The sequence below is a fragment of the Pseudomonas sp. NLJ1 genome (assembly GCF_049486705.1).
GTDB classification, from domain to species: domain Bacteria; phylum Pseudomonadota; class Gammaproteobacteria; order Pseudomonadales; family Pseudomonadaceae; genus Aquipseudomonas; species Aquipseudomonas inefficax.
Genome location: NZ_CP137735.1, coordinates 4244751 through 4268554, shown reverse-complemented (window position 1 = coordinate 4268554; position 23804 = coordinate 4244751). Strand labels below are relative to the sequence as shown.

Annotated in this window: 22 protein-coding genes; 4 read left to right on the top strand and 18 right to left on the bottom strand. The window is 55.9% G+C overall.

The genetic code is table 11. The features are described from left to right. Positions 1 to 171: 171 nt before the first annotated feature. Both R9B85_RS19355 and R9B85_RS19350 read left to right on the top strand, forming a co-directional pair. Positions 172 to 1173, top strand: coding sequence for an NADP-dependent oxidoreductase (locus R9B85_RS19355; protein ID WP_112251817.1), 1002 nt, complete (start codon positions 172 to 174; stop codon positions 1171 to 1173). Between the two features lie 668 nt (positions 1174 to 1841). Continuing rightward, positions 1842 to 2672 carry an undecaprenyl-diphosphate phosphatase gene (locus tag R9B85_RS19350; protein ID WP_133970687.1) on the top strand — a complete coding sequence of 277 codons (831 nt, stop codon included), beginning with the start codon at positions 1842 to 1844 and terminating at the stop codon, positions 2670 to 2672. Between the two features lie 57 nt (positions 2673 to 2729). Here R9B85_RS19350 and pyrF read toward each other — a convergent pair whose 3' ends face one another. Next, positions 2730 to 3431 carry an orotidine-5'-phosphate decarboxylase gene (gene pyrF, locus R9B85_RS19345; protein ID WP_021783074.1) on the bottom strand — a complete coding sequence of 234 codons (702 nt, stop codon included), beginning with the start codon at positions 3429 to 3431 and terminating at the stop codon, positions 2730 to 2732. 180 nt (positions 3432 to 3611) lie between these two features. Here pyrF and R9B85_RS19340 point away from each other — a divergent pair, with 180 nt between their 5' ends. Further along, positions 3612 to 3779 (top strand): DUF2897 family protein, encoded by a 168-nt coding sequence (locus tag R9B85_RS19340; protein ID WP_010952850.1) that lies wholly within the window; start codon positions 3612 to 3614, stop codon positions 3777 to 3779. Between the two features lie 240 nt (positions 3780 to 4019). On the opposite strand, the gene R9B85_RS19335 is transcribed toward R9B85_RS19340, so the two are convergent. After that, positions 4020 to 4355 carry a ComEA family DNA-binding protein gene (locus tag R9B85_RS19335; protein WP_024086485.1) on the bottom strand — a complete coding sequence of 112 codons (336 nt, stop codon included), beginning with the start codon at positions 4353 to 4355 and terminating at the stop codon, positions 4020 to 4022. A 535-nt stretch (positions 4356 to 4890) separates the two neighbouring features. Here R9B85_RS19335 and wecB point away from each other — a divergent pair. Beyond that, positions 4891 to 6057, top strand: coding sequence for a non-hydrolyzing UDP-N-acetylglucosamine 2-epimerase (gene wecB / locus R9B85_RS19330; protein WP_423770473.1), 1167 nt, complete (start codon positions 4891 to 4893; stop codon positions 6055 to 6057). Between the two features lie 110 nt (positions 6058 to 6167). Here the strand turns inward: wecB and pgi are convergent, their stop codons facing one another. From pgi to rfbB (R9B85_RS19250), 16 genes are all read right to left on the bottom strand, one after another. Next, positions 6168 to 7832, bottom strand: a complete 1665-nt coding sequence (gene pgi / locus R9B85_RS19325; protein WP_423770472.1) for a glucose-6-phosphate isomerase — start codon at positions 7830 to 7832, stop codon at positions 6168 to 6170. Between the two features lie 114 nt (positions 7833 to 7946). Beyond that, positions 7947 to 8600, bottom strand: a complete 654-nt coding sequence (locus tag R9B85_RS19320; RefSeq protein WP_423770471.1) for an HAD family hydrolase — start codon at positions 8598 to 8600, stop codon at positions 7947 to 7949. Then, positions 8581 to 9333, bottom strand: coding sequence for a 3-deoxy-manno-octulosonate cytidylyltransferase (locus R9B85_RS19315; protein ID WP_061302990.1), 753 nt, complete (start codon positions 9331 to 9333; stop codon positions 8581 to 8583). The genes R9B85_RS19320 and R9B85_RS19315 overlap by 20 nt, the downstream gene beginning before the upstream one ends. A 5-nt stretch (positions 9334 to 9338) precedes the next feature. Next, positions 9339 to 10949, bottom strand: a complete 1611-nt coding sequence (locus tag R9B85_RS19310; RefSeq protein WP_423770470.1) for an aldolase catalytic domain-containing protein — start codon at positions 10947 to 10949, stop codon at positions 9339 to 9341. Beyond that, the gene (locus R9B85_RS19305) at positions 10946 to 12796 is read right to left on the bottom strand and encodes a hypothetical protein (RefSeq protein WP_423770469.1); all 1851 of its coding nucleotides are present in this window, start codon (positions 12794 to 12796) and stop codon (positions 10946 to 10948) included. The genes R9B85_RS19310 and R9B85_RS19305 overlap by 4 nt, the downstream gene beginning before the upstream one ends. A 52-nt stretch (positions 12797 to 12848) precedes the next feature. Beyond that, positions 12849 to 14123: a hypothetical protein gene (locus tag R9B85_RS19300; RefSeq protein WP_423770468.1), complete on the bottom strand. Its 1275-nt coding sequence runs from the start codon at positions 14121 to 14123 to the stop codon at positions 12849 to 12851. 30 nt (positions 14124 to 14153) lie between these two features. Continuing rightward, a complete protein-coding gene (locus R9B85_RS19295; RefSeq protein ID WP_423770467.1) occupies positions 14154 to 14612 on the bottom strand; it encodes a hypothetical protein in 459 nt (152 codons plus the stop codon). Continuing rightward, on the bottom strand, positions 14609 to 15316 hold the full coding sequence (locus R9B85_RS19290) for an ABC transporter ATP-binding protein (protein ID WP_423770466.1): 708 nt from the start codon (positions 15314 to 15316) through the stop codon (positions 14609 to 14611). The genes R9B85_RS19295 and R9B85_RS19290 overlap by 4 nt, the downstream gene beginning before the upstream one ends. Then, the gene (locus R9B85_RS19285) at positions 15313 to 16773 is read right to left on the bottom strand and encodes an ABC transporter permease (protein WP_423770465.1); all 1461 of its coding nucleotides are present in this window, start codon (positions 16771 to 16773) and stop codon (positions 15313 to 15315) included. Before R9B85_RS19285 ends, R9B85_RS19290 begins: the two co-directional genes overlap by 4 nt. 61 nt (positions 16774 to 16834) lie before the next feature. After that, on the bottom strand, positions 16835 to 17392 hold the full coding sequence (rfbC, locus tag R9B85_RS19280; RefSeq protein WP_423770464.1) for a dTDP-4-dehydrorhamnose 3,5-epimerase: 558 nt from the start codon (positions 17390 to 17392) through the stop codon (positions 16835 to 16837). Beyond that, on the bottom strand, positions 17392 to 18276 hold the full coding sequence (rfbA, locus tag R9B85_RS19275; protein WP_423770463.1) for a glucose-1-phosphate thymidylyltransferase RfbA: 885 nt from the start codon (positions 18274 to 18276) through the stop codon (positions 17392 to 17394). The genes rfbC and rfbA (R9B85_RS19275) overlap by 1 nt, the downstream gene beginning before the upstream one ends. Further along, complete coding sequence (gene rfbD, locus R9B85_RS19270; protein ID WP_423770462.1) at positions 18276 to 19175, bottom strand: dTDP-4-dehydrorhamnose reductase; 900 nt, start codon at positions 19173 to 19175, stop codon at positions 18276 to 18278. Before rfbD ends, rfbA (R9B85_RS19275) begins: the two co-directional genes overlap by 1 nt. Beyond that, entirely contained in the window at positions 19172 to 20242 is a 1071-nt protein-coding gene (gene rfbB / locus R9B85_RS19265) for a dTDP-glucose 4,6-dehydratase (RefSeq protein WP_423770461.1), read from the bottom strand. Before rfbB (R9B85_RS19265) ends, rfbD begins: the two co-directional genes overlap by 4 nt. A 4-nt stretch (positions 20243 to 20246) precedes the next feature. Further along, entirely contained in the window at positions 20247 to 21245 is a 999-nt protein-coding gene (locus tag R9B85_RS19260; protein ID WP_423770460.1) for a glycosyltransferase family 2 protein, read from the bottom strand. Positions 21246 to 21587: 342 nt separating this feature from the next. Next, entirely contained in the window at positions 21588 to 22469 is an 882-nt protein-coding gene (gene rfbA, locus R9B85_RS19255) for a glucose-1-phosphate thymidylyltransferase RfbA (RefSeq protein ID WP_423771073.1), read from the bottom strand. 187 nt (positions 22470 to 22656) lie between these two features. Then, a complete protein-coding gene (gene rfbB / locus R9B85_RS19250; protein ID WP_423770459.1) occupies positions 22657 to 23727 on the bottom strand; it encodes a dTDP-glucose 4,6-dehydratase in 1071 nt (356 codons plus the stop codon). Positions 23728 to 23804: the final 77 nt, after the last annotated feature.

The window sequence follows — 23804 nt, the reverse complement described above, 5'->3', positions numbered from 1 at the left end:
TGCTCCAAAGGGTGCTTGGTGGGGTTCAGAGCATAGTCAGCCACCACCCGGCCGGGCAGCATCATAACCCCACCGGTTAGGCTACCATGCTTGTCAGTGATGTTAAGGACCTGCCTACATCAACAGGGTAGATTTGACACCTCCCTCCTCCACTGCCCCCAAGGACCCGCCATGACCAACACCAACCGCCGCTTCCTGCTCGCCAAACGCCCGGTCGGCGCCGTGCGCCGTGACGACTTCAGCTTCGAGACCGTGCCCGCCGAACAACCCGGCGAAGGCCAGGTGCTGGTGCGCAACCTGTACCTGTCGCTGGACCCGGCCATGCGCGGCTGGATGAACGAAGGCAAGTCCTACATCCCGCCCGTGGCCCTGGGCCAGGTGATGCGCGCGCTGGGTGTTGGCGAGGTTGTCGCCTCCAACCATCCCGCCTACAAACCGGGTGACCATGTAAGCGGCGCCCTGGGCGTGCAGGACTACTTCACTGGCGAACCCCAGGGCCTGCACAAGATCGACCCCAATCTGGCGCCCCTGCCCCGCTACCTGTCGGCGCTGGGCATGACCGGCATGACCGCCTACTTCGCCCTGCTGGACGTTGGCCAGCCCAAGGCCGGTGACACCGTGGTCATTTCCGGTGCGGCCGGCGCGGTGGGCAGCATTGTCGGGCAGATTGCCAAGATCAAAGGCTGCCGCGTGGTCGGCATTGCCGGCGGCGCCGAGAAGTGCCAGTACCTGAAGGACGAACTGGGCTTTGACGGGGTGATCGACTACAAGGCCGAGGATGTGCTGGCCGGCCTGAAGCGCGAATGCCCCAAAGGCGTGGATGTGTACTTCGACAACGTCGGCGGCGACATCCTTGATGCCGTGCTGACCCGCATCAACTTCAAGGCGCGCATCGTGATTTGCGGCGCGATCAGCCAGTACAACAACAAGGAAGCGGTGAAAGGCCCGGCCAACTACCTGTCGCTGCTGGTGAACCGCGCGCGCATGGAAGGCTTTGTGGTGATGGATTACACCAAGGACTACGGCAAGGCCGCACTGGAGATTGCCGGGTGGCTGGCCAGCGGGCAGGTGAAGAGCAAGGAAGATGTGGTGGAAGGGCTGGAGACCTTCCCCGAGACACTGCTGAAGCTGTTCAGTGGGGAGAACTTTGGCAAGTTGGTGCTGAAGGTTTGAGATTGAGGTAGCCAATACTGGCCTCATCGCCGGCAAGCCAGCTCCCACAGGTACAGCGCCACCCTTGAGCCCGACGCTGTACCTGTGGGAGCTGGCTTGCCGGCGATTGGGCCGCACAGCGGCCCCGGCGATAACTGCAGCACCGCGTTCGCAGCGCGTCAGACTTTCCTGAACCTTGCCCCCACCGCTTCAGCTTGAAGCAGCAAGCGAACTATCCTACGCAGCGGTCGGAAGCAGCTGAATTGTCGGGGAAATCCCTCAGGGATAACTTCACCGGGTCGCCATGTTGGTGACCGGGTGTGAGAACCTGTTATGCACTGCTGCTCCACTGTTCAATGGCAGCCATTCGCGGGCAGGCTTCGGCTTGGCCGGCGTCAGTGCACCGGTTTCTCACCCCGCGCAATGGCTGCCACCCTTGTCCGTGAGAAAGATCCGGGTGGTTTCTCCTCGTCACGCACTGGATTTTCACTATGAAAAAGTACACCCCCTCCCCAATCCTAACCGCAGGCCTGGAAACCTTCCTCGAAGCCGGCAACCCCACACAAGTCTTCGCAACGTCGCTCTGGTAGCATCCGCCCCCGCACCAACATCTTCGCTGCCTCAATCGGCAATCACAGCTAAATCAAGAGCATGGGCCTGGCAAGCAGCACGGCTCTAACGGGGGATCAATGGATTTATGGACTGCCTTCCAGGCACTCATCCTGGGAGTGGTTGAAGGGCTCACGGAGTTTCTACCAATCTCCAGTACCGGGCACCAGATCATCGTTGCCGATTTGATCGATTTCGGCGGTGAACGCGCGATTGCATTCAACATCATCATCCAACTGGCAGCGATCCTGGCGGTAGTGTGGGAGTTTCGCGGCAAGATCCTGGAAGTGGTGTTCGGCCTGAGCAGCCAGCCTACGGCACGGCGCTTCACTGGCAACCTGCTGTTGGCGTTCCTGCCGGCGGTGGTGTTGGGCGTGCTGTTCGCCGACCTGATTCACCACTACCTGTTCAACCCGATCACCGTGGCAACGGCCCTGGTGGTTGGCGGGGTGATCATGCTCTGGGCCGAACGCCGTACCCACCGTGTGGCGGTCGACCATGTCGATGACATGCGCTGGACCCATGCCTTGAAGATCGGCTTCGTCCAATGCCTGGCGATGATCCCGGGCACCTCGCGTTCCGGGTCCACCATCATCGGCGGCCTGCTGTTCGGCCTGTCGCGCAAGGCGGCGACCGAGTTCTCGTTCTTCCTGGCGATGCCGACCATGGTCGGTGCGGCGGTGTATTCGGGCTACAAGTACCGCGACCTGTTCCAGCCCGGCGACCTGCCGGTGTTTGCCATCGGCTTCGTGACCTCGTTCATCTTCGCCATGATCGCCGTGCGTGCGCTGCTCAAGTTCATCGCCAACCACAGCTACGCGACGTTCGCCTGGTATCGCATCGTCTTCGGTTTATTGATTCTGGCTACCTGGCAGTTCGGCTGGATCGACTGGTCGACAGCTCAAGGCTGATATCACGCCACAAAAATGAAAAAGGGCTGCATTCGCAGCCCTTTTCATTGGTCAGGTTCAGCCGCGTATTTCAGCGACTACCGCAGCCAGCGCCTGCGCCGGGTTGGCGGCCTGGCTGATCGGGCGGCCGATCACCAGGTAGTCCGAACCGGCATCCAGTGCCTGGCGCGGGGTAAGGATACGGCGCTGGTCATCCTGCGCACTGCCCGCCGGGCGAATGCCCGGGGTCACCAGCTGCAGCGACGGGTGCGCCGCCTTCAGCGCCGGGGCCTCCAGCGCCGAGCACACCAAACCGTCCATGCCAGCCTTCTCGGCCAGCGCGGCCAGGCGCAGCACCTGCTCTTGCGGGTCGACATCCAGGCCGATACCGGCCAGGTCTTCACGCTCCATGCTGGTCAGCACGGTCACGCCAATCAGCAACGGCTGCGGGCCGCTGCGCTTGGCCAGCTCTTCACGGCAGGCCGCCATCATGCGCAGGCCACCGGAGCAATGCACGTTCACCATCCATACGCCCATCTCGGCGGCAGCCTTCACCGCCATGGCGGTGGTGTTGGGGATGTCGTGGAACTTGAGGTCCAGGAACACTTCGAAGCCCTTGTCGCACAGGGTTTCGACAATGCCCGAAGCGCTGCTGGTGAACAGCTCCTTGCCAACCTTCACCCGGCACAGCGCAGGGTCAAGCTGGTCAGCCAGCTTCAGGGCGGCCTCACGGGTAGGGAAATCCAGGGCGACGATCAGGGGCGTCTGGCAGGCGGACATGGCAGGGTCTCTTGGCAAGTCGAAAACGGCGCGCATTGTAAACGAAGTGACGCAGGCTTTGGGGCCCGCGGGTCACGGAATTGGCCCGACAGTGGCTGGCTCCTATAATTGAACCAACGGAACGGGCAATTGCTCAACATTTGTACAAGCGCTGCCCATCACCAGCAAAGGAGAACGACAATGCCCTGGTATGCCTGGCTGATACTCATCATAGCCCTCGGCTCGATCGTCGGCGGGCTGATGCTGCTGCGCGACACAGCAAAAAAACTGCCACTGACCGAAGAACAGTTGCGCAAGGTGCATGAGCGCAATGCCGAAGCGGATGCCAAGGACGCGCAGGACCGCTAGCACGCCCACTACCGTCGCAAGCCCGCTTTCATGGAGTTGCACATAACTCATTGAGTCAGCAGGGCCCCTGTGGGAGCGGCTTTAGCCGCGAATACCGGCGCAGCCGGTGTCACACACCGCGTCGGGTTCTTCGCGGCTAAAGCCGCTCCCACAGGGTACGCGGACCGCTTTCGAATTCAGTTACCTCAAATGAACCTTCATGAAAGTCAGGGCCAGGACACAAACCCCAGCCCTTCCCCCTTACTCCACCATCACCTTGTCCCGGTTACGCTCCAGCAACGCATTACCAATCCCCTTGATCTCCAGCAGCTCATCCACCGAAGCAAACGGCCCATTGGCCTCCCGGTAGGCCACTATGGCCTCAGCCTTGGCCTTCCCTATCCCGTTCAGCTCCTTCTGCAAAGTAAGCGCATCAGCCGTGTTCAGGTCCAGCCGCTGCGGCTGCTGGGCCTGCTGCTGGGTTACCACCGGTACGGGCTCGGCCACCGCCGTGGTGCTGGCCGGGGCAGCGCTAAGGGAAAAGGACAGGCTGGCGAACAGCGGCAGCAGCAAGTACGACAGAACGTTGTTACGCATGGTGAACACTCCTGGGTTGGTCATTTTCCAGCAGCCGTTTTCCTTCGGCCGCGCAATCAACCCTAGCGGCAAACCCCGCACTGAAACAGCCACCACCATCGGCGAATGGTTACCAAATCGATCAATCACTCAGCCAACTTCGCCAACCCAGAAAGAATGGCCTTTCCTCCACCACCACCTCGGCCCGAGAGCATTGGCGCCATGCCTTATGGCCTGTAGCCGAATACCCGTTTGTCCGATGCCGCATTCACAGCAAAACCTGCCCACATTCCTACAGCCCCCGGTGAACAAGGCCTGATCACGAACAACCGCACCCTCCAGCCGGCAAACACACCCCCTGCCAACTGGCATCACATGAACCAACTGCTAGATTTTTGAGCAATGGACAGCCGTTTGCTTGAAGGACCCAAGCTGCATACCCCATCCACCCGCCGCTTGCCCTCACACCCAGCCCGTCCACCAGGCCAGCCTTCGTGCGCCTGATCGGCCCCTTTGGCCCACCAGTACTGCCCCGTCCAGCAAGAGGATCACCGCCGTGCCCCTCAAGACCCTCACCGTATTTGGCACCCGTCCAGAAGCCATCAAGATGGCCCCCCTCGCCCTGCAACTCGCCCAGGACGCCCGCTTCGAATCCCGCGTGTGCGTCACCGGCCAGCATCGGCAAATGCTCGACCAGGTACTGGAACTGTTCGGTATCACTCCCGATTACGACTTGAAGATCATGAAGCCCGGCCAGGACCTGACCGGCGTGACCACGGGGATTTTGCAGGGTATCCAGCCGGTACTGGCCGAATTCAAGCCCGATGTGGTGCTGGTGCATGGCGACACCGCGACCACGTTTGCCACCAGCCTGGCGGCCTATTACCAGCAAATCCCCATCGCCCACGTAGAGGCCGGCCTGCGCACCAATAACCTGTATTCACCCTGGCCAGAGGAAGGCAACCGGCGCCTGACCGGCACCCTGGCCGCCCTGCACTTCGCCCCCACCGCCAGCTCGCGTGACAACCTGCTAAGGGAAGGCATCGACCCGTCGAGCATTTTCACCACTGGCAACACCGTGATCGACGCCCTGCTGGAAGTGGTGCACAAACTGGAGAGCCCGGCGCTGCGGGCGCAGTTCGAGGGCCAGTTCGATTACCTGGCTGCCAACCGGCGCATGGTGTTGGTAACAGGCCATCGCCGCGAGAATTTTGGCGGTGGCTTCGAACGCATCTGCCAGGCTTTGGTACAGACGGCGCGCCAGTTCCCCGAGGTGGATGTGCTATACCCGGTGCACCTCAACCCCAACGTGCGCGAACCGGTCAACCGGCGGCTGGCGGATGTGGGGAATATCTACTTGATCGAGCCGCTGGATTACCTGCCGTTCGTCTATCTGATGAGCCGTGCGTATGTAATTTTGACCGACTCGGGGGGTATTCAGGAGGAAGCGCCGGCGCTGGGCAAACCGGTACTGGTGATGCGTGATACCACAGAGCGGCCGGAGGCAGTGGCGGCGGGGACGGTGAAGCTGGTGGGTACGGAGGTTGGGTCTATTGTCGGGGAGCTGGCAAGGTTACTGACCGATGAGGGGGCGTATCGGGAGATGAGCGTGGCGCATAATCCGTATGGTGATGGGAAGGCGTGTGGGCGGATTGTGGGGGCGCTTGCTGGTTTTGCTGTTGAATCAAATGTCGAGAAGGCACCTAATGCCACAAGGCCATAGAAAATCGAAGATAACAACAAGCGGCCCCAATCAGCGACTTGACGCTAGACAGCGGCTGCCCCTTTTCGGGGCAGCCAGTGGCCGACAGCATGACGACCTTGGAGGGAGTATCAGCCCCGGTGACGACCGCGGAAGTAATTGATCAGTCCTTGAGTTGAACCGTCATCAGCGGTCTCTTCACGGCTGCCAATCAAACGCTGGTAGATACCCTCCCCCAACTCCTTGCCTAGCTCCACACCCCATTGGTCGAAGGCGTTGATACCCCAGATCACGCTCTGCACGAACACCTTGTGCTCATACATCGCCACCAGCGCGCCCAGGCGGCGTGGGCTGATGCGTTCCACCACCAGGGTATTGCTCGGGCGGTTGCCCGGGATGACCTTGTGCGGGGCCAGCTTTTCGATGTCCGCTTCGTTCAGGCCTTTGCCACGCAGCTCGGCTTCGGCTTCCTCGCGGGTTTTGCCCAGCATCAGCGCCTGGCTCTGCGACAGGCAGTTGGCGTATAGCCACTGATGATGGTCAGCCACCGGGTTGAAGCTCACCACCGGCACGATGAAGTCGGCCGGAATCAGCTGGGTGCCCTGGTGCAGCAACTGGTGGTAGGCATGCTGGCCGTTGCAGCCGACGCCGCCCCAGATCACCGGGCCGGTGTCGGTCTTCACCGGGGTGCCGTCCTGCAGCACGCTCTTGCCATTGGACTCCATGTCCAGCTGTTGCAGGTGCTTGGTGATGTTGCGCAGGTAGTGGTCGTACGGCAGGATCGCGTGGCTCTGGGCGCCCCAGAAGTTGCCGTACCACACGCCCAGCAGGGCCAGCAGTACCGGCATGTTCTTTTCGAACGGCGCGGTCTGGAAGTGCTGGTCCATGGTGTAGGCACCGGACAGCAGTTCCTTGAAGTTGGCGGTACCGATGGCCAGGGCGATCGGCAGGCCGATGGCCGACCACAGCGAGTAGCGCCCGCCTACCCAGTCCCACATCGGGAAGATGTTTTCTTCGCGGATGCCGAAGGCCACGGCGGCGGCCTTGTTGCTGGAAACTGCGATGAAGTGGCGGTACAGCTCGGCTTCCGAGCCGCCCTGGGCCAGGTACCAGGTACGCGCGGCCATGGCGTTCTTCAAGGTCTCGAGGGTGTTGAACGACTTCGACGAGACGATGAACAGGGTGGTTTCGGCGCGCAGGTTGGCCGACAGCTCGTGGAACTCACTGCCGTCGATGTTCGCCAGGTAGTGGCAGCGCACGCCGCGCTGGGCGTAGGGCAGCAGCGCCTCGGACACCAGCTCGGGGCCGAGGAACGAGCCACCGATGCCGATGTTGACCACGTCGGTGATCGGTTTTTCGCTGTAGCCGCGCCACAGGCCGTCGTGGATACGGCCGACCAGTTCGGTGATCTGGTTGAGCACCTTGTGTACTTCCGGCATGACGTTCACGCCGTTGACGCTGAGCTTGTCGCCTACCGGCCGGCGCAGGGCGGTGTGCAGTACCGGGCGGCCTTCGGAGGCGTTGATGATTTCGCCGGCGAACATCGACTTGATGGCGTCCTGCAGGCCCACTTCGTTGGCCAGGTTGACCAGCAGCTCGCGGCTTTGCTCGGTGATCAGGTTTTTCGAGTAATCGAGGAACAGGCCGCAGCAGCTCAGGGAGAACTGATCGAAGCGCTTGGCATCGGCGGCGAACGCTTCGCGCATGCTGAAGCCTTGCATGGCGTCGCGGTGCTGCTGAAGCGCCTGCCAGGCGGGCAGGGCCGTCACATCATGGGGTGTACGGTAATACGCCATTGCGGGGGTCCTTGATGCATGGTGATGCCTCTAAAACGGCAGACATTGCCAGGCAGCGATAACGCAAATGGATAATCCATTGCGCCACAGAGTATGCAGCGCACGGTGCTATCTTTACTGAGTAATTAAATCCGACAATGCAGATTTGCAGGTTACCCCAGTATTTGCAAAGTAATCCTGCCAGCCCTTGAACTCCGTCCAGGCCGAAACAAAGACAAAATCGGTCTTGAACATTTCAGAAACCGTATGATCGTAACGACTATCCCCAACAAAGAGCGCAGGGAATTCAATGTTACCTGAAGCGATTTCCCGGGCGAAAATGGTGTCTTTGGGATCGGGACTGCCAAAAATTCCGCCATCGAAGTATTCAGATATGCCCCGTTCAGAAAACACATGCCTCAACTCGACCTGAGCACCACCAGAGACAATCAGCCATTTAGCATTCGGCGAAGCGCATCGAAGATCCTTAAGGCCCTCTGCAATTTTACATTGCATCAGGCCATCCGCAACTTCCTTGCTATAGGAATCTAGCAGGCATTGCATGCCCGACTCATCCGAGCGCACATCCACTATTTCATTTAAGAAGTATTCAAACTTTTTAAACCTGGATATGCCGCCGTTGGCAGTATGATGTTCGACGAGCGCTTGCGCAGCTGCTTCACCGTAGCGCAGTGCGGCCAAGTAGAACGCCTGTGTTTTTACGCGATTCGAATCTAAAACCACGCCATCACAATCAAAAATGATTGTTTTATACTTTTGCAAGTTCAAACCCAAGCTCCTGCAGCGCACGCTCGACAACATCTACGTCGGTAGGTACATCCACCGCCAGGCTGCCACCGCTGGTTTCGACCATCTTGACCGGCACACCCAACTCGAGGAACCGAAGAATTTCGATGTCCTCGCTGCTTTCTACCTCGCCTTTTCGGCCAAAGCTGGCGTAGCTATCCAGTTGCTGGCGGGTGAATCCATAAATGCAGACTTGTTTTTTGTAGCGGCTTGGCGCAACGGCCGGATCTTTAAAACCAGGAACCGGTAAGCGAGACATGTACATCAGGTCACCTTTTTCAGTAGTGACCACTTTAGGAATATTGACGCTGTTTGGGTCTTCTGCATCATCAATCCAGCAGTAACCGTTCACCACCGAATCCATTGCCACCTTTTTGAGCTCCAGAACTTTCTGGATATCAACAGGATCAATCAGCGGCTCATCACCTTGTACGTTGATGTAGATGTCAGCCTCAATTTGCTGGGCAGCCTCTGCCAGACGGTCAGTCCCAGTAAGGGCCGTGCTGCTCGTCATCACCACATTGAAGCCAGCACCTTCCACTACCTGCGCTATGCGGTCATCTTCGGTAGCAACAAAAACGTTTTCTTGGCCGACCGCTTTGGCAGACAGTTCGGCCACCCAAAGGATCATGGGTTTTCCCAGCAGATTCACCAAAGGCTTACCTGGGAACCGTGACGATTTATAGCGTGCGGGAATTACGACAACTGATTTCATATTAGTCAGATCGCATAAATAGATTTGGATTCGATCGCATAACGCGAAGGCGTTACTGCGGTGACGGGCAACTCCGGCGTCGACTTGAGGAACAGTTCCAGCACAGACTCAACTTCAGCTGTACGCGGGTCATCTGCGCCATACCCATCAAACCCTGCCAAGTTGATCGAACGCGCATCCCCACTAGCAGCGATGGCCAACGCGTAAGCAAATACCAAAGAGGTCGGCAACGTGCAGTGTGTTGATTTGAACTCAAACATATCCGAGTTGACGGTAATCCCGAAGTCAAGAAGGGTAGTCTCCCCCAATGCTTGCCTTACATCTTCTGGTAGCATGCTAGCTGGGGTTACCAGCGGCTGCGGCAAACGAGCATGCTCTGCGCAGTCAGCTAGCAGACGAACCGGATGGCAAGCCACTCTCACATCAATCAATTCCGAAGCAATTTTCGCTTGTGTGTTGAGTGCCATTACAAACGGCTTGCACCTACGGATATAGGCCTCGATCGCAGCCCTATGCTTTTCTACACCAGGCCCGGTCCCCAGCAGCAACACATCGCGACCCGCTAATACCTCTGCGGGCGCCCAGCTCCCCTGCGTAGGGCTCTGATAGAAGACCCGGGCGGAATTCAATGTGCGCGAGCTGAATTTTTTGCCACCCTCAACACGCAGGTGCTCTATAACAGCCAGGATATCTTCTTCGCCATAACGCGAGTCGCCCAGCATTTCCTGGATGTAGGTAGGGTGTATCCCATACTTACCCGCCAGGTAATAGTAAGTATTGGTACCCCACCCACACTCATGCTGCAGAGGACGGAAGTAGCGATTGATCACGCCCATCAAGGGAACAACGTTAGCGCTTAGCCCACTGCGCTCCGAGAGCTCGATGACCAAGTACTCAGTTTTCGCATTACCGGGGCCACGCCCCATGCCGGTAACGGTGGCGTCCAACCAAGTGACGCCTTCGTCCAAGGCGCGCAGAGTGTTTTGTAGTGCCAAGCCCATGTTGTCATGAGTGTGAATACCCAGAGGGCCCTTCCAGCGCGAGCGCAGCCAACCGACAACCTGTGCCACTTGGTCAGGGCTCATGCTGCCCATGCTGTCAGCGAAATACAGAACATCCAATGGCCAGTTGGCGGCTGCGGCGGCCAAAGTCTCGACTTCCTGCTGATTACGGTCAGCAATCTGCATGAGGTTGAACCCGACCTGGAAACCGCGCTCTTTCAGCCAGGCCGATGCAGGAAGTGACTGTTCGAATTCGTGTACATGGCAGGCGATACGTACGAGTTCCACAGGCGACGTCGCCGCGGTCTCTGGAAACAGCCGGCTCAAGACCTCTTCCATCGGCAGGTCACTTCCGAGCAGCTCCACAGCATTAATCATGACTGCGACTGAAAGTGAGCCAGGTACATCGAGACTGCGGATGTAATGATCGGTGGTAAAAGCGCTCGCGCCCTTGAAACCGGAGTTTTTCAGAGAGCGTAAGCCCAGCTCGACGACGTTAACACCGGCAGCAGCCATTGCCTTCAGGTAGTCATCAACTACATCTTCCGGAAAATCCCAAGAATTATAGTAACCACCATCGCGCAGGGTGCAATCGATAACAGTACTCCCACTCACTTTGAACCTCCCTCAATAACCTGAACCAGTTCGTTATACACAACCTGCCAGTCCAGACTGTAACTGATAAAATCCATTCTCAAGTCAGAGTCCTCAGGACGATCAACAATATGCTTGACGTCTATGAGGCGGGTTCGCTTGCGAATGTGATTATTCGCATTAAGCATTTTCGTATTCAAGTGCGCCACTCCTGGGCGCCCTGCAAACCTAGCAACATGTAGACCACCTGTGCCAGAGTTACCTACATAAGCATCGACAAAGCTTGCATATTGAATTTTTTTGACACTATCCGCGCCAACCACATTAAAAACAGATATCGAACCATCCAGCCTTTTTACTATCTGATTTACAATGCCATTATCAAGATCAGTTTCACGTTGATCTCGAGATGTTGAGTGTACCGGCGAGGTCCACCCATCGAATACAACACCAACCTCTGGATATACAAGCCTTAATGAATTCAATATATTGACCGCAGCATCAACCTGCTCTAGCCACGAGCGCTTCTGGACAGTGACACCAAACCAAATCAATGGATAGCAGGACATCAATCCCGCCGTAGTTACTGGATCTAGCGACGCCATCCCCTTCCGCACCGAAGAAATAAATCTCCTATCAAAATTAGTCACATTTTCAATCCGCGCCTGATTAAATACCGCACCAACATGAAAATAGAAACCCTTGAATTTTAATAGCTTACCCCATACTTCGTCGGGCGCAAGAAACTCCTCATGAACACTTAATCCATACAACTTAGAGAACGAACAGAAATCTGCACCCTTATAATAAACGATACTTGGCAAACGCTCCAACAGACTCGCCCGATGTAGATCATCTATCGCTGGAGCCACATCATAGTAGAAATGGTATGGTCGACCGTGAGACGCAATCACCCCAGAGAAAGCTCGTTCTCCTGAAGCGTAATCACCAACCGCAACAATGCTCCGAATCAGTTTGTAAATAAAACCTTTCACAAGAGCATCAGACAAGTGCGGAGTCAATGCAATTACATCTCTTGTAGGAAAATATACAGCATCCGCGGAACCCACATGTTGGAATATGAAGAATGCCTCACCCGTTGACGAGACAAACCTGAGCACATTGACTTCATACCCCATTACATAGCTTTCATTACAGAATGCCATACCATATCCAAACGGATCAGGCACAATCACAGAACCTTTGGATAACGCAGTCTCTACAGCATTTATGCAAAAATCGCTGGATGTAACATAATTCAAGAATGGCAATGCCCGCGCTATCGACCCAGGAACCTTACCGGAAGCCAACTCTTTCAAGCTGGCGACCTGCACGCCCTTGAAGATAATATCCTCAAGGATTGCATCGCTGATTTTCGTTAGAAAACCAGACAATTCCCCCGCAAGCCTCTTGATATCTTTACAAGCAATGAACTCAGACCACAACTGTTGCATACTGGCAGCCTTAAAACCAGTTGCTGCGGCATGAATCACGCGCCAAGGATATTCCTCTCCATCAGCTACAAAGAAAATCTCGACTGGCTGACTTAGATCTACCTCAACAGATGCACTGAACCCACAACGCAACTGGGGATGCACACTAAGCAAATTCTCAGAAATTTTTAGAACACTGCACAACACATCACGACGCTCGACCGTTGCACGGATCTGGCTCTCTACGACACCGTTCCGAACCAGCAAGTAAGTATCCGAGGTATTACTATCCTTCAAAAACCAACCCGCAATAGATAGCTTTGCACCACCCAGTTGACGATGGGATGGGGTGTCCAGGCACGAGTGAGGCACAACCCTCTTTAAGTTCGACTTAGCTTTATCGAGCACCGAAAGCTCTAAAAAATCAGGATACACAAATTTCTCCCTACTTAATCGTATCGAGCAGTCAGCACTCAGATTCAAAAACTCAAATCAAACCACGAGAAAATGCAGCACGCTTCCATCCGTACAAAACATCACCACCATAAGGACGGGAGTACATTATCCAGCGAAACTCTCCACGCTGATCAGACTCAAGATCCATTGCAAGCTTCTCGATATCGCTAGGGGAAAACATCCCACGATAAACGCCATCCAACTTAATAATCGGCAAGCCAATACGATGCAAGAAGATCCCATTCTGATGAATCTGCGACCCATGCATAAAGCAGCCAATAAACTTGGAAATCACCTCTCCCTTCACGGCGCTCCGAATACTTTCATTTGCAGATGAAGAGTTAGTCACAGCCCCGCAAACAAACTCCGAAAAACCAGTAAGGGAATCCGCATAATGGACCTCAACCTCTGACAGAGATTCAAAATCGGCATTCAATGCAGAAACACCAGCTATCGCGGCTGGGGAATGCAGATACTTATTGATAACCTCTTTGCTCACAGAAGAAAACGAAAAACGCGGCGCCAGTGACAAAGCAGATGTGCGGGATAGATGGGCGATATCCTCCAGCACAGCATCATCTCTATGCAATAGTGCCGAAGCACGCTCAGTATCATATAATGACTTGAAATTATCGGGCGAACTTACGATACTCTTTAGCGTTTTCGACAGAGCCATTTCGCCCGTCTTAATTACGACTGGGCGCACATCCGTGCACTTATAGTTCTGCCAGTATTTTTTCAGCTTAGGATGATTTAGAACCCCGCCGCTCAAGGCGATACAGAAAGAGCCTAGATGATGCTCAATCTCATAGTTCTCAGTCGCACCCAAAACTTCTACGCTGGAATCAAACATTTCCTCCAAGAAGCGGACATTATGCTTACGGCTGAAAAACACGCTATCGTTGACTAGCAGCATTCGCGGGCACTGCTCAGCGAGCCCACTCGAATAGAGGTACTTGAATCCGGACTTATAGCTGCCAAAATCGCGCCCATAATTATACTTCTCTATATAGCAATCGATAACATCACTATACAGATCCGGCTGTTTCAGCTTGAGGGTATTTACGCATACCACATAAAGACCCAGCTCCTTCGCAGCACGCAAAAAATGAATCACATCATTACGAATAGCCCCTTTTTGATATAACGCCATCAGAACTATTTTTTGGCCTTGGTAAGCAGACGAGTAAAATACCTGATCACTCTTACCAAAACTCTTAAACCAGTTGAGGCGAGACTGCAGCGAAACGTATGCATGAGCTGCCGGGTAGACCAACTGATCAGCGATCCTATGAAAAATACTCACAAAAAACCCTCAAATCAATATACTAAAAGATCACAACTCAACAATAATATTTTTATTTACGGCGCACGCCATCATACGATCCTTCTCAGGAGTTCTTATCAAGATACCGTATGCACCAGCCGGCAAGTTCGACAAGTCCGCCTTGACAATGAAACCTGACGACTTATAGCCATCATTCTTAAAGGCTTTGGCAACATCGGGGCGGTCATAGCGAGCCCCTTCTTCAAAGGTATAAACCTGCCCCTCAGCATTCTTCAAAGTGATTATTAAATTTGACACGCCCTGCGCACTTTCAGCACCAAGCGCCCACCCTTGAAGCTCAACGATCCCCGGCCGAACTTTCACTACCCGCTCTGTACTACCTTGCACCTTGTCGAGCGCACAGCGATTAGTTTTCTCCACCGGTAGTGACGCGATAGTTTTGTCGTCTCCACAACCAGCAAGCGCCATGGCGATTACTGCTGGAACCAACACCAACTTCATGTTCATACATTTTCCCTAGCGCTTATTTCAATAATTTCTTCATAAATCTTCATGACCTGCCCAACACTTTCTCCCGTGATGAGCCTACCCCCTTCCAAGATGACACAACGGTCGCACAAAGCGGCAATCTGCCCTTGAGAGTGCGATACCAATACAACGGTTTGGCCTGATGCAATTTTTTGAATCATGGTGCGCTCAGCTTTCTTTCTGAAGCTGACATCCCCCACGCTAAGCACCTCATCAACCAAAATCACATCAGGGCTCATGATGGTGCTGATAGCGAACCCCAATCGAGAGGCCATACCCGTCGAGTAGTTTCTCACCGGCTCTTCGAAATAATCACCCAGCTCCGAGTAGGCCTTTATTTCTTCTACCCGTTCGATAACGCACTTTTTGGGATGCCCCAGCAGCATGCCGCCAAAAATTGCGTTATCTCGACCGGTAAGATTACTGTCGAAGCCCGCCTGCAAGGCCAGCAAGGCCACCGAGGCGCCATGGTTCAAAACCTCTCCCGAATCGGGGGTCAATGCGCCCGACAGAACTTTGAGCAACGTCGATTTGCCTGCGCCATTCCTGCCAAGAATGCCGAGCGTTTCGCCAGCCTTGATATCCAGGTCAATGCCTTTCAAGGGCTCATGGAACCCTCGCTTACCATTCAGCTTGAACCGCACACCTACGTTACGTAGCGAGAGGACTACATCAGACTTCATGCCATGCCCCGCCTTACAAACTTTTTCCGCTGCAGCTTGTACACAACGTAATTGACAGCCCCCAAAGCAACGCTCACTGCAAGCACATAGAGCAACCCTTGTATTTCAGGAGCGGTGCCCTGCAGAATCACTTGGCGATAAGCAGAGATAATAACCGCCAGCGGGTTGTACTGAACCCACTCTGCCACCTTCCCGGGCAGGGATTGGTAATTGTAGATTACCCCCGAAAGGATCATCAACAGGGTCAAGCCCGTACCAACGATATTGGCGATGTCGCGGACCATTGAAACAAGCGCCGCAAGCAGCATACTCAGTACGATGGTCAGCAAGAACTGCAGCACTACGATCACAGGGAAATAAATAAGGCTCAAGCTCAAACTGTCATCGTCAGCTACAAAGCGTAGAATGATCAGCAACAGCATGGCTGGTAACTGCTTGAGCGTCGACTGCACAATATTGACAAGTGGAAAGAAGGCCGGCTGAACGTTACTGTTCAGCATCAGTGACTGACCGCCCAGTATGCTGGTTGCACTGGTCGACACCGCTTTGGTGAACCACATCCAGGGCACCAAACCGCAGAGCAAGAATAGACCGTAATTCTCGACCCCCGCATTCAAGACTCTGCCGAACAGGAAATAATAAATAACGAGATGCAGCAGAGGCTCCAGCACCACCCAAGCGTAATTAAGGTGGGTGCGCGAAGACTCTGACTTCAGGTTCAAAATGGCCTTGGTTACCACCAAAGTAGCAAAGTGCATAACCGAGGATACCGAGCCTTTGGCTTTTTTTAGTTCATCTTTTACAGCAGGCTCCGGCGTATTTAATATTTCGGCTCCATATTGCATTGCCAACCGATATCGCCGCGCCAATGCGTGTTGCCCTGCCCGCTCGTAGGCCTGCGAAAGCTTTTGATAAGCCTGGGGGTGTGTTGGCTTCAAAGCGACCACAGCGTTCCAATACTCAGCGACATCTTCCCACTGCTCTAGCTTTTCGGCGATTTCCGCAGCTTGAACCAGCGGCTCAACTCGATCGGGGGCCACATTGCGAGCAGTGAGGTTATGCGCATTCGCGGCGCTGACGTCACCGTTGCGCATTGCCAACGCGGCGGTACGGCAAAGCAACTCCCAACAGTCACCCAGTACCGCACGACCTTGCCCCAGCAGCTGCGCTTCGAGCGCCGCCTCACCTTGCACCTGGGCCCAGTCTGCACTGATCAACCAGGTGGAGACATGCTTATCGAAACGGTGTCGACTAAATTCTAAAAGCTCGCCCGCTTGTTCATACTGCTCTTGCTTAAAGCAGCAGACAGCGCCTTGCAACCATGGCGCAGGGTGGCCCTTATACTGCTCGCGGAAGGCCTGCCATAGCGTAGCCGCCTCCACCCAGCGTTTCTGCCGCATCAACGCGTTCGCCAATTCGAATGCCTGTGCGGGTGCGAGGTTTTCTATCTGAGTCATAAGTTCCAATGCGCAAAACGCAGGGCATTAGCCCTGCGTCTCGTCGATCGCTACCGTGGTTTTATTTGCTGTAATTCTCGAACACATCAACCTCGGCCAACCGCTTGCCAAGCAGGTCTTTCGCCGACAGCTGTGGTTCAAAGTCTATCGGCCAGTCAATTCCGATATCCGGGTCGTTCCAGATGATGCAGCGCTCGTGCGCTGGGGCGTAGAAGTCGGTGGTTTTGTACAGGAACTCTGCCGCTTCCGAGAGGACGACAAAGCCGTGCGCGAATCCTTCCGGCACCCACAGCTGATGCTTGTTTTCTGCGGACAGGTGCGCCCCCACCCATTTGCCAAATGTGGGCGAATCACGACGCGCATCTACAGCAACGTCGAACACTTCACCCTGGACTACACGTACCAACTTGCCCTGCGCTTGCTGCAGCTGATAGTGCAGCCCGCGCAGTACACCCTTGGCACTGCGGGAATGGTTGTCCTGCACAAAGTTGACTTCGCGGCCTACCACTTCATCAAAAACCTTCTGGTTGAAGCTTTCGAAGAAGAAGCCACGGTCATCACCGAAAACCCGAGGCTCAAACAAAATGACTTCGGGAATGGCCAAAGGAGTAGCTTTCATTAGTAAATTTTTTCCTGCAGCAGGCGTTTCAGGTATTGGCCATAACCATTCTTGGCCAGCGGCGCAGCCAGTTTTTCCAGCTGTTCAGCAGTGATCCATTGCTGGCGGAAAGCAACTTCTTCAGGGCACGCAACCTTAAGGCCCTGGCGGTGCTCGATGGTTGCGATGTAGTGGCTTGCCTCGAGCAGGGAGTCGTGGGTGCCGGTGTCGAGCCATGCATAGCCGCGGCCCATGATCTCGACAGACAGGCTGCCCTGCTCCATGTAGATGCGATTGAGGTCAGTGATCTCCAGCTCGCCGCGTGGCGAAGGCTGGATGCTCTTTGCGATCTCAACCACTTGCTGATCATAGAAATACAGGCCGGTGACCGCGTAGTTCGACTTCGGCTGCAGCGGCTTCTCTTCCAGGCTCACAGCTTTGCCTTGGTCGTTGAACTCGACCACACCGTAACGCTCAGGGTCGTTGACGTGATAGGCAAACACGGTCGCACCATGGTCACGGTCTGTTGCGCTATGCAGCAGTTCGTTGAAGTGGTGCCCGTAGAAAATGTTGTCGCCCAAAACCAATGCCGACAGATCATTACCGATGAACTGCTCGCCAATGATGAACGCTTGGGCCAGACCGTCTGGCGAAGGCTGAACTGCATACTGAATATTCAGCCCCCAACGCGCACCATCGCCCAGCAGTTGCTCAAAGCGTGGGGTGTCCTGCGGTGTGGAAATGATCAAAATGTCGCGGATTCCCGCCAACATCAATGTGGTCAGCGGGTAGTAGATCATCGGCTTGTCGTACACCGGCAACAACTGCTTGGAGATGGACAGCGTTGCTGGGTGAAGACGGGTGCCGGAGCCACCGGCCAGGATAATCCCTTTACGTTTACTCATCATTGCTTCTCTATGATTTCTGTCAGCATCCGTGCCACACCGTATTCCCAGGACGGGAGATTCAGCTGGAAGGCTTTCTGCAGTTTTTCGGTATTCAGGCGAGAGTTGGCCGGGCGTTTGGCTGGCGTAGGGTAGGCATCTGTGGTGAGTGCATTGACTGCCTCGGCAGAGACCTTCAGCTCCAGACCAGCGGCAGCAGCCAGGTTGATGACATAGCGCGCGTAACCGCACCATGTGGTTTCACCGCCCGCTGCCAGGTGGTAGATACCATCCAGCTTGGAGTTGTGCCGCGCAGCCGGAATGGCATGCGCCGTCACGTCGGCGATCAGTTCGGCCCCTGTAGGTGCACCAAACTGGTCATCGATCACGCCCAAGGTGTCGCGCTCACGCGCCAGTCGCAGCATGGTTTTCGCGAAGTTGTTGCCGCGGGCTGCGTACACCCAGCAAGTGCGGAAGACCAGGTGGCGGCAGCCCGATGCCTGAATCGCCTGCTCCCCGGCCAGCTTGCTGACGCCGTAGACGTTCAGCGGGCCAACACCGTCAGTCTCGCGCCAGGCCTGCGTACCGTCGCCAGGGAATACGTAATCGGTGGAGTAATGCACCAGCAACGCGCCACTGCTTGCCGCGGCCTCAGCCATTACAGCTACAGCCTCGGCGTTGACCAAGTGTGCCTGGCTCGGCTCGGATTCGGCCTTGTCCACTGCGGTGTAGGCGGCGGCATTAACGATAACGTCGGGGGCATAACGCGCCAGCGTGTCCTTGAGCCCTTCGAGGTTGCCCAGGTCACCGCAGAAATCAACGCTACGCGAATCCAGGGCAAGCACCTCGCCCAAGGGGGCGAGGCTGCGCTGCAGCTCCCAGCCCACTTGGCCATTCTTGCCCAACAGAAGAATTTTCATGCGCGGCGCTCGGCGTAGTTCTTCTCGACCCAATCACGGTAGTTACCGGACAGGACGCTTTCGACCCACGGTTGGTTTTCCAGATACCACTGGACGGTCTTGCGAATGCCCGTTTCAAATGTTTCGGCAGGCTTCCAACCCAGCTCACGCTCCAGCTTGCGAGCATCGATCGCATACCGGCGGTCGTGGCCAGGGCGGTCGGTAACATAGGCGATCTGTTCGCTGTAGAGCTTGCCGTCGGCACGTGGACGAAATTCGTCCAGCAAGGCGCAAACACGATTGACGATTTCCAGGTTCGGCTTTTCGTTCCAACCGCCAACGTTGTAAACCTCGCCCACGGCACCTGCCTCGAGCACACGACGAATGGCGCTGCAGTGGTCTTTCACATACAGCCAGTCACGAATCTGCTGGCCATCGCCGTATACCGGCAAGGCCTTGCCTGCCAGGGCATTGACGATCATCAGCGGGATCAGCTTCTCAGGGAAATGATACGGGCCGTAGTTATTCGAGCAGTTGGTGGTCAGTACCGGCAGGCCATAGGTATGGTGGTACGCGCGCACCAAGTGGTCGCTGGCTGCTTTGCTCGCGGAGTAAGGGCTGTTCGGCTCGTACTGGTGCTTTTCAGTGAAAGCCGGCTCATCGCTAGCCAGCGAACCGTACACTTCGTCGGTGGATACGTGAAGGAAGCGGAACTTTTGCTGCTCATCACCTTCCAACCCATTCCAGTAAGCACGAACGGCCTCCAGCAAGCGGAAGGTGCCAACGATATTGGTCTGGATGAAGTCTTCCGGCCCATGGATGGAGCGATCAACATGCGATTCCGCAGCAAAATTGATGATGGCACGAGGGCGATGCTCGGCAAGCAGCTGCCCTACCAGTTGGCTGTCAGCGATGTCGCCATGCACAAACACATGCTGCGGGTTACCTTCCAGGGTGGAGAGATTCTCCAGGTTCCCGGCATAGGTCAGCTTGTCCAGATTGATGACGGTTTCACCCGACTGGCCAACCCAGTCAAGCACGAAGTTGGCGCCGATGAAGCCGGCGCCACCAGTTACCAGAATAGTCATTTGATCAGATCTTTTTCAGTATTGTCGCGAGCAGCAACCCAAGGTTGCCAAGGAGGGTCTGACGATGCAGGCCTGCTTTGAGCACTTTGTAGACGCGCACGGGCAGGCTTCGTTTTCGGGCTGTCTTGAACAGCTTGAGGGTCTTGCGGTGATCTTTGCTCAACCGGTGACTCATGCTCTCCAAGGCACGGATATTCTGGGCATTCCACTCATAGAAACGCCCTTGGAACACCATGACCAGGCGTCGCAGGCGGGCGCACCAGTCAGAGTTGCTGCCGATGACATTGTCGGCATGCTGCCGGTAAAAAACCCGGGGTTCAGGGTCGTAGCGAACGGCGCCAGACGCACCAGTGATCAGCTGATAGCACCACCAGTCGTGGGAGGGTACAGTCAATTCAGCACCGGCTTCCATGATCAAGGCACGCGCCGCCTTGTTGAAGACCATGGTGTTGCCTCCGCTGATACTTTGAACCAGTGCATTTTTGAAATGCGGCGGAGATGCAAAATTTGGTGATAACCCGCGATGGATTCCCCCGTCACAAATCAGCAGGGTACGGCCACAATAAAGGGCAGGCTGGTCGGCAGGCACACTCGAAAGCCACTCTACAGCCGCCTGGAGCTTGCTTGGGCACCAAACGTCATCTTGGTCCGACCACGCGAAATAATCCGCATCGATGTCAGCCCTGCAGGTCAGCGAAAGGAAATTACGCACAAAGCCGGCTTGGGGACCGCTCACTACTTTGATGCGGTGCGAGCCCCACGACTCCACGTACCCTTCGAGTACCTCGAGCGTACCGTCCTGCGAGGCATCATCCGACACGTGTAGGACCCAGTTTCGATAGGTTTGCCGCTCGAAAGAATCCAGCTGCTGAGACAGGAAATTGGCACCGTTATAGGTGCACATGAGGATCGCCACACGCGCAAGCTCAGGAATGCTTAATTCCTGAGCGAATAGGAGCCTGTCCGGCGTGTGAACGCCCGGGGGTTGAGTGAGCACCGCCACGCTTGTCTTCCCTGAAATGACAACTGCTTCCGCAGATACCCTAACTAAACTTGAGTGCCATCAAAAAGCCATTGCACAAAATCGCGAGGAAGGATAGCACATTCGCATCAGTTTCTGAATATCTCGTGAAATTCTTGCACTACAGATAAAATTTTCTTTAAAAAACAGAACCAAAGTAACCAAAATCGTCACCGAAATTACAGAAATTTTCTGTCTGGTCACTTCAGGCTGAAAATTTGAGCAGCCAGCGAGAAGATGCAGACTCGCCCTTTGCTGCCAACTGCAGCACAATGCACGCGCCCCCAAAGGAATGCCAACCCTCAAAGGTAGAACCGCATCCCCTTAAAAAACCGTCCCCTGCACCAACCGCCGCAGGTACTGCCCGTACCCATTCTTCGCCAAAGGCTCAGCCAGCCTCAACAACTCGTCGGCCCCAATCCATCCTTGCCTGTATGCCACCTCTTCCGGGCAGGCCACCTTCAATCCCTGCCGCCGCTCGATGGTCGCGATATATCCACTCGCCTCCAGCAACGACTCATGCGTCCCGGTATCCAGCCAGGCATACCCGCGCCCCATGATCTCCACCGACAGCCGGTGCTGTTCCAGGTAAGTCCGATTCACATCGGTAATCTCTAACTCGCCCCGCTCGGATGGCCGAATACTCTTGGCAATCTCGATCACATCATTGTCGTAGAAGTACAACCCGGTCACGGCATAGCTGGACTTGGGCTTGGTTGGTTTCTCTTCCAGGCTAATGGCATTGCCCTGCCCGTCGAACTCGACTACGCCGTAGCGCTCGGGGTCATGCACGTGGTATGCGAACACGCTGGCGCTTCCCTGACGATCCATGGCACTGCGCAGCAATTGCTGGAAGTCGTGGCCGTAGTAGATGTTGTCACCTAGCACCAGTGCTGTGGGGTCGTTACCAATGAAACCTTCGCCTATCAGGAAGGCCTGCGCGAGACCATCCGGGGATGGTTGCACCGCGTAGGTGATATTGATGCCCCAGCGGTGACCATTACCCAGCAACTGTTCAAAGCGCGGGGTGTCTTGGGGGGTGGAGATGATCAGGATGTCATGGATGCCCGCCAACATCAGGGTGGTCAGCGGGTAATAGATCATCGGCTTGTCGTACACCGGCAGCAGTTGCTTGGAAATTGCCAGAGTTGCGGGGTGCAGTCGGGTACCCGACCCGCCCGCCAGAATGATGCCTTTACGCTTCATGGTGGTCATTTCTCGTGGGTTTCCTGAACATGCAGAAGTTGGTCGGGCACCTGGCCTGGGTGAAGTAAACATCGGTGATCAATGGCGGGAATGCTTGGATTTTCGAGGCTAAGCCCTGCCCCAACGAGACCAGGCTGCGTTGCAGTTCCCCAGCCTACCTGGCCGTCCTTGCCTAGTAACAGAATCTTCATACCGAGCGCCCTGCGTAGTTTTTCTCGACCCAGTCGCGGTAGGTGCCGGACTGTACGTTCTGCATCCATTCCTGGTTGTCGAGGTACCAGGCCACTGTCTTGCGAATACCGGTTTCGAAGGTTTCGGCAGGCTTCCAACCCAGTTCGCGCTCGAGCTTGCGGGCATCGATGGCGTAGCGGCGATCATGGCCGGGGCGGTCGGTCACATAGGTGATCTGCTCGGCGTAGGGCTTGCCGTCGGCGCGGGGGCGCAGTTCGTCCAGCAGGGCGCACACGCGGTTGACGATTTCCAGGTTGGGCTTTTCGTTCCAACCGCCCACGTTGTACACCTCGCCGGTCTTGCCGGCTTCCAGCACGCGGCGAATGGCGCTGCAGTGGTCCTTGACATACAGCCAGTCGCGAATCTGCTGGCCGTCGCCGTATACCGGCAGCGGTTTGCCAGCCAGGGCGTTGACGATCATCAGCGGGATGAGCTTTTCCGGGAAGTGGTAAGGGCCGTAGTTGTTCGAGCAGTTGGTGGTCAGCACCGGCAGGCCGTAGGTGTGGTGGTACGAGCGCACCAGGTGGTCGCTGGCGGCCTTGCTGGCCGAGTACGGGCTGTTGGGCTGGTACTGGTGGGTTTCGGTGAAGGCCGGTTCGCCGGCGGCCAGCGAACCGTACACTTCGTCGGTGGACACATGCAGGAAGCGGAAGGCCTGGCGCGACTGATCATCCAGGCCACCCCAGTAGGCGCGTACGGCTTCCAGCAGGCGGAAGGTACCGACGATGTTGGTTTCGATGAAGTCTTCCGGGCCGTGGATCGAGCGGTCGACGTGGGATTCAGCGGCAAAGTTGACGATGGCGCGTGGCTGGTGGGTTTTCAGCAGGGTTGCGACCAGCCTGCTATCAGCAATGTCGCCGCGCACAAAAATGTGCCGTTTGTCGCCCTGCAGGCTGCTCAGTGTCTGCAGGTTGCCTGCGTAGGTAAGTTTGTCCAGGTTGACCAAAGGCTCATTGCTGCCGGCCAGCCAGTCCAATACGAAGTTCGCCCCGATAAAACCCGCACCGCCGGTTACCAGAATGGTCATGATTGCCTGCTTCCGCTGTCATGATCTGCTCTTCCATATTCTGGATTCTAGCCTGTCGGCGGTTGGTCCGAGTGCGA

Coding starts and splice junctions, on each gene's coding strand:
- R9B85_RS19315 (WP_061302990.1), bottom strand. CDS start 9,333: ATGAAATCAGTTGTCGTAATTCCCGCACGCTATAAATCGTCACGGTTC.
- pyrF (WP_021783074.1), bottom strand. CDS start 3,431: ATGTCCGCCTGCCAGACGCCCCTGATCGTCGCCCTGGATTTCCCTACC.
- rfbD (WP_423770462.1), bottom strand. CDS start 19,175: ATGAAAATTCTTCTGTTGGGCAAGAATGGCCAAGTGGGCTGGGAGCTG.
- R9B85_RS19295 (WP_423770467.1), bottom strand. CDS start 14,612: ATGAACATGAAGTTGGTGTTGGTTCCAGCAGTAATCGCCATGGCGCTT.
- R9B85_RS19340 (WP_010952850.1), top strand. CDS start 3,612: ATGCCCTGGTATGCCTGGCTGATACTCATCATAGCCCTCGGCTCGATC.
- rfbB (WP_423770459.1), bottom strand. CDS start 23,727: ATGACCATTCTGGTAACCGGCGGTGCGGGTTTTATCGGGGCGAACTTC.
- R9B85_RS19355 (WP_112251817.1), top strand. CDS start 172: ATGACCAACACCAACCGCCGCTTCCTGCTCGCCAAACGCCCGGTCGGC.
- R9B85_RS19335 (WP_024086485.1), bottom strand. CDS start 4,355: ATGCGTAACAACGTTCTGTCGTACTTGCTGCTGCCGCTGTTCGCCAGC.
- rfbC (WP_423770464.1), bottom strand. CDS start 17,392: ATGAAAGCTACTCCTTTGGCCATTCCCGAAGTCATTTTGTTTGAGCCT.
- R9B85_RS19350 (WP_133970687.1), top strand. CDS start 1,842: ATGGATTTATGGACTGCCTTCCAGGCACTCATCCTGGGAGTGGTTGAA.
- rfbB (WP_423770461.1), bottom strand. CDS start 20,242: ATGACTATTCTGGTAACTGGTGGCGCCGGCTTCATCGGCGCCAACTTC.
- R9B85_RS19285 (WP_423770465.1), bottom strand. CDS start 16,773: ATGACTCAGATAGAAAACCTCGCACCCGCACAGGCATTCGAATTGGCG.
- rfbA (WP_423770463.1), bottom strand. CDS start 18,276: ATGAGTAAACGTAAAGGGATTATCCTGGCCGGTGGCTCCGGCACCCGT.
- rfbA (WP_423771073.1), bottom strand. CDS start 22,469: ATGAAGCGTAAAGGCATCATTCTGGCGGGCGGGTCGGGTACCCGACTG.
- pgi (WP_423770472.1), bottom strand. CDS start 7,832: ATGGCGTATTACCGTACACCCCATGATGTGACGGCCCTGCCCGCCTGG.
- R9B85_RS19290 (WP_423770466.1), bottom strand. CDS start 15,316: ATGAAGTCTGATGTAGTCCTCTCGCTACGTAACGTAGGTGTGCGGTTC.